The organism is Aerococcus sp. UBA6277, from assembly GCF_002440555.1.
In the GTDB taxonomy this organism is placed as follows: Bacteria; Bacillota; Bacilli; order Lactobacillales; family Aerococcaceae; genus Aerococcus.
Genome location: NZ_DJUR01000027.1, coordinates 1 through 4,697, shown reverse-complemented (window position 1 = coordinate 4,697; position 4,697 = coordinate 1). Strand labels below are relative to the sequence as shown.

Below are 4,697 nucleotides of genomic sequence, written 5' to 3'. Positions count from 1 at the left end.
TCCTATATATTGTAGAGCCTTTAAAAACTACCAAAGCTCGCCCTATAGGCGGTCTCTGGTAGTTTTTTCTTTATATTCAGTTTATATACCCTCTATACCCAATTTAGTCAGTAAACATAGATGTCGAATGTAGAGGAGCAACCCGGCGGTCGGGGAATAAGTACTTCGCCGCTTGATTAATGACATGTGGCGCTTCGCCAAAACCAGTTGCAATCAATTTTGCTTTATGCGGGTAATTGGCAATATCGCCAACTGCATAGATACCGGGAATATTGGTTTGCAGGTTATGGTCTACTAAGATAGACTCATTCTCAATTTCAAGACCCCAATTTCTAATTTCATCGATTGAGGATACAAACCCATAAGTCATAAAGATATGGTCAACGGCTAAAAGTCGTGTTTTTTGACTACGAGCCTTGGTAATTTCAAGGCCAGTTAATTGACCGCCATTGCCGACTAGTTTTTCAGGCACATAAGGGGTTATGAATTCGATATTCGGTGCTTGTTCAGCAAGCTTCACAGAATATTCATGCGCTCTAAACCGGTCGCGACGATGAACCAAGTAGACTTTTTTAGCATAGTCAGCCAAAGCCAAACTGGCATCAAAGGCTGAGTCTCCACCACCAAGAACCGCAACTTCTTTACCTGTGTATTTAGCAAAGTCAGATACATGGTATGAAATATGCCGGGCTTCATAGTCAGGAAGACCATCAATGGCTAATTTTCGAGGTTTAAAGGAACCGTTACCGGCGGCTATAATGACTGCGCCCGATGTATAAGTCGACTTGCTGGTTTGAATTGTAAAGTCTTGGTCATTTTTTTGAATATTTAGAACCTTTTCGTTTAGATGAATATCTGTGGTAGCAGAAAACCGGTCCAATTGTGCTTGTAGGACTTGGCTTAATTCGAGACCGGTTATTTTAGGGTATGCTGGAATATCGAATATGTTTTTTTCAGGATATAAGGCTTTCGGTTGGCCACCGATTTCAGGTAATGAGTCCACTAAGCGGACACTTAGGTTACGCATACCTGCGTAAAAGGCGGCAAACAAACCTACTGGACCAGCCCCGACAATGAGGAGGTCCGTTCTATTATTTGTCATTGTGATCACTTTCTAATTAGGTTTTATGATGTTGGCGGATTATAATGGGAGGTTTAATAGGTTATAGATAAAGCGGACACCCAACGTAACAAGTACACCAGTGGTCATACCACCAATAACCTCTGAAGGTTTGTGGCCTAGATAATCATTAATGACCATACGGTCCTCATCAAGAGTACTTAATTTAGCTAATAGATCTGAATCGTCAGTTTCTCTAGCCTTTTCTTTTAAAATCTTCATAAGGTTATAGATTAAAACCCCTTGCTCCCCATCCTGGCGACGAACCCCCATGGCATCAAACATGACGATCATACCAAAACAAACGGCGATGGCTACAATAGGAGAAAAGAATCCATATTGAAGAATCAAAGCAGTGATTAGCGAAGTAACGGCAGCCGAGTGGGAACTAGGCATACCACCTGTAGCATGAATGATGGAAAAATTAGCATTTGGTTTCTTAAAGAAAACAGCAATAGGATATTTAACCAGCTGTGCAATCATGATTGCTGCAAAGGTAACGACTAAAGGAAAATTAGTTGTTGTATTCATGTTTTCCTCCTTGGATTTATTTAATTTAATAATAGCATGAAAAAGATTCAAGCGGAAAATGTTTCGATGTAAAAAGAGAAATTACGAAAACTTTATCAACTGGGTGGAATAAAATTATTCAGTCATTAAATGGAGAAATTTCGCTCAGTATTTGTTACAATAAGTTTAGAAATAAATAGGAGGTAGAAAATGACTTATCCACAATTAGATATTAAAGATACGCAATTGAAAGCGACGATTGAAACAAATAAAGGCACTTTCCAAGTTGCACTTTTTCCAGAATTAGCGCCAAAAACAGTAGAAAACTTTGTAACCCTAGGTAAACAAGGTTACTACGACGGTGTTATTTTCCACCGTGTAATTCCTAACTTTATGATCCAAGGGGGCGACCCGTCTGGAACTGGTATGGGTGGGACATCAATTTATGGGGACAAATTCGAAGATGAATTCAATCTTGAATTGTTCAACATTAACGGTGCCTTATCAATGGCGAATGCAGGACCTAATACGAATGGATCACAATTCTTCGTTGTAACAGCTAAAGAAGTCCCTGCACAAATGTTAGGACAACTTAAAGCTGGTGGTTGGCCAGAAGAAATCATAGAAGCTTACAGCGAAAACGGTGGAACACCATGGTTAGATCAAAAACATACGGTATTTGGTCAAGTGGTTTCTGGTATGGATGTTGTCTACACTATTGAAGACCAACCACGTAATGCATCAGACAAACCTTTAGAAGAAGTTGTTATTACTAGTGTCACTTTTGAAAACGAATAAGCTACACACTAGAAAGGATACAACTTCATGACAACTAAAGAATTTCCATACCACATTGGTGATGTAGTTGAAGGTGAAGTAACAGGTTTACAACCATATGGTGTCTTTGTTCAATTAGACGAAGACCACCAAGGCTTAATCCACATATCCGAAATTAATCATGGCTATGTGAGCAACGTGGATGATAAATTTACCATCGGGCAAAAACTGACGGTGAAGATTATCGATATCGATGAGTTTACAGGCAAAATGAGTTTGTCAATTCGAGCATTAAAAAAACTTGCAACCTCTAATAAACCTGCTAAGAATGCTTGGCCTAAAAAACGTCATGCACCAAAAATTGGCTTTGTCTCTATAGAAGAGCAATTGCCGGGATGGGTTGAGGAAGCACTACAAAAGATGGCTACAAAATAATATTTTATAAATGAGGAGTATTAAAATGGGACATATCAAATTTGATTATAGTAATACTGACCAATTTATTGCAGAACACGAATTAACACAAATGCAACCATTAGTTACGGCAGCAGATACAATCTTACGTGAAGGTACTGGTGCAGGTAGCGATTATATCGGTTGGGTTGATTTACCAAAAGCATATGATAAAGAAGAGTATGCACGCATTAAAAAAGCTGCAGCTAAGATTCAATCTGATTCAGATGTATTAGTTGTATTAGGTATCGGTGGTTCTTACTTAGGTGCTAAATCAGCAATCGACTTTTTATCTCATTCATTTTCAAACTTACAATCTAAAGAAGAACGTAAAACACCACAAGTCTTCTTTGCAGGTAACAGCTTAAGCTCAACTTACATTGCAGAATTAATCGAAACAATTGGGGATAGAGACTTCTCTGTAAACGTTATTTCTAAATCAGGTACCACTACTGAAACGGCTGTAGCATTCCGTATCTTCAAAAAATTATTAGAAGAAAAATATGGTGAAGCAGCTAAAGAACGTATTTACGCGACTACAGATAAAGCAAATGGCGCATTAAAATCTGAAGCTGATGCTGAAGGATACGAGTCATTCGTTATTCCGGATGCAGTTGGTGGGCGTTTCACTGTATTAACACCGGTTGGTTTATTACCAATTGCTGTTTCAGGTGCAGATATCGATGCTTTAATGCAAGGTGCGGCGGACGCGATGGAAGCATACAGTGATGCTGATTTAACTAAAAACGAAGCTTACCAATATGCTGCATTACGTAATGTCCTATACCGTAAAGGTAAAGTAACTGAGTTATTAATCAACTATGAACCAAAATTACAATACTTCTCAGAATGGTGGAAGCAATTATTCGGTGAATCAGAAGGTAAAGACGGAAAAGGGATTTACCCATCAAGTGCAAACTTCACTACGGACTTACACTCTCTAGGACAATATATCCAAGAAGGTCAACGTAACTTATTCGAAACTGTTGTGAAAGTAGACAAACCAAGCAAATCAATTTCAATTCCTGCTTTTGATGAAGACTTAGACGGTTTAGGTTACTTAGAAGGTAAAGATGTTGACTTCGTAAACACTAAAGCCTTCCAAGGTACTGTTTTAGCGCATACAGACGGTGATGTACCTAACTTCGTGTTAACGATCCCAGAAATGGACGCTTACTCATTAGGTTACATGATCTATTTCTTTGAAATTGCTGTTGCGATCTCTGGATACTTAAATGGCGTAAATCCATTCAACCAACCAGGGGTAGAAGCATATAAGAAAAATATGTTTGCCTTATTAGGTAAACCAGGGTTCGAAGAATTAGCAACAGAATTGAACGAACGATTGAAATAAGTGGTTTAAAATCACGATTAAAAAGATGTCGAACATCTCTGTTCGACATCTTTTTGTATTTTTGATAAAAAAAGACAAAAAAACTATTGACGAAAAAGTGCTTTGTTGATATTATAAATCTTGTCGATTCGGAGCAAAACCAATCGAAAAAAACAGTAAAAAAATGATTGACAAGTTCTAGAAGAGCATGCTATCATAACAGAGTTGTTTGTTTGGGTTCCAAAAAAACAAACTTCAAAAAAACTGTTGACAATCATCTGGTTGAAATGGTATGATAATTGAGCTTTATAGTTTACAAATCACACAAAAATGATTTAAAAAAAACAAAAAAGTGTTGACAAGAAAACATAAAATAAGGTAAGATAATTAAGTCGTTCCAAACGATTAAGTGGTTAAAAAAGTTTAAAACTTTTTGTTGACAAAGCTTGAATGAAGATGGTATGATATACGAGTTGCTGCAAGGCGACGAGATAGACCTTTGAA

5 protein-coding genes are annotated in these 4,697 nt (G+C 37.7%); 3 read left to right on the top strand and 2 right to left on the bottom strand.

Translation table 11 applies throughout. From position 1 onward, the window contains the following. Positions 1–103: 103 nt before the first annotated feature. Positions 104–1,102 carry an NAD(P)/FAD-dependent oxidoreductase gene (locus B2V22_RS04850; RefSeq protein ID WP_290490844.1) on the bottom strand — a complete coding sequence of 333 codons (999 nt, stop codon included), beginning with the start codon at positions 1,100–1,102 and terminating at the stop codon, positions 104–106. Positions 1,103–1,141: 39 nt separating this feature from the next. Then, a complete protein-coding gene (locus B2V22_RS04845) occupies positions 1,142–1,651 on the bottom strand; it encodes a divergent PAP2 family protein (RefSeq protein ID WP_290490843.1) in 510 nt (169 codons plus the stop codon). 189 nt (positions 1,652–1,840) lie between these two features. Between B2V22_RS04845 and B2V22_RS04840 the strand changes: the two genes are divergently transcribed. The 3 genes from B2V22_RS04840 to B2V22_RS04830 are packed head-to-tail and all read left to right on the top strand — an operon-like array spanning position 1,841 to position 4,214. After that, on the top strand, positions 1,841–2,428 hold the full coding sequence (locus B2V22_RS04840) for a peptidylprolyl isomerase (RefSeq protein ID WP_290490842.1): 588 nt from the start codon (positions 1,841–1,843) through the stop codon (positions 2,426–2,428). A 27-nt stretch (positions 2,429–2,455) separates the two neighbouring features. After that, complete coding sequence (locus tag B2V22_RS04835) at positions 2,456–2,842, top strand: CvfD/Ygs/GSP13 family RNA-binding post-transcriptional regulator (RefSeq protein WP_290490841.1); 387 nt, start codon at positions 2,456–2,458, stop codon at positions 2,840–2,842. A gap of 25 nt (positions 2,843–2,867) precedes the next feature. Then, positions 2,868–4,214, top strand: a complete 1,347-nt coding sequence (locus B2V22_RS04830) for a glucose-6-phosphate isomerase (protein WP_290490840.1) — start codon at positions 2,868–2,870, stop codon at positions 4,212–4,214. Positions 4,215–4,697: the final 483 nt, after the last annotated feature.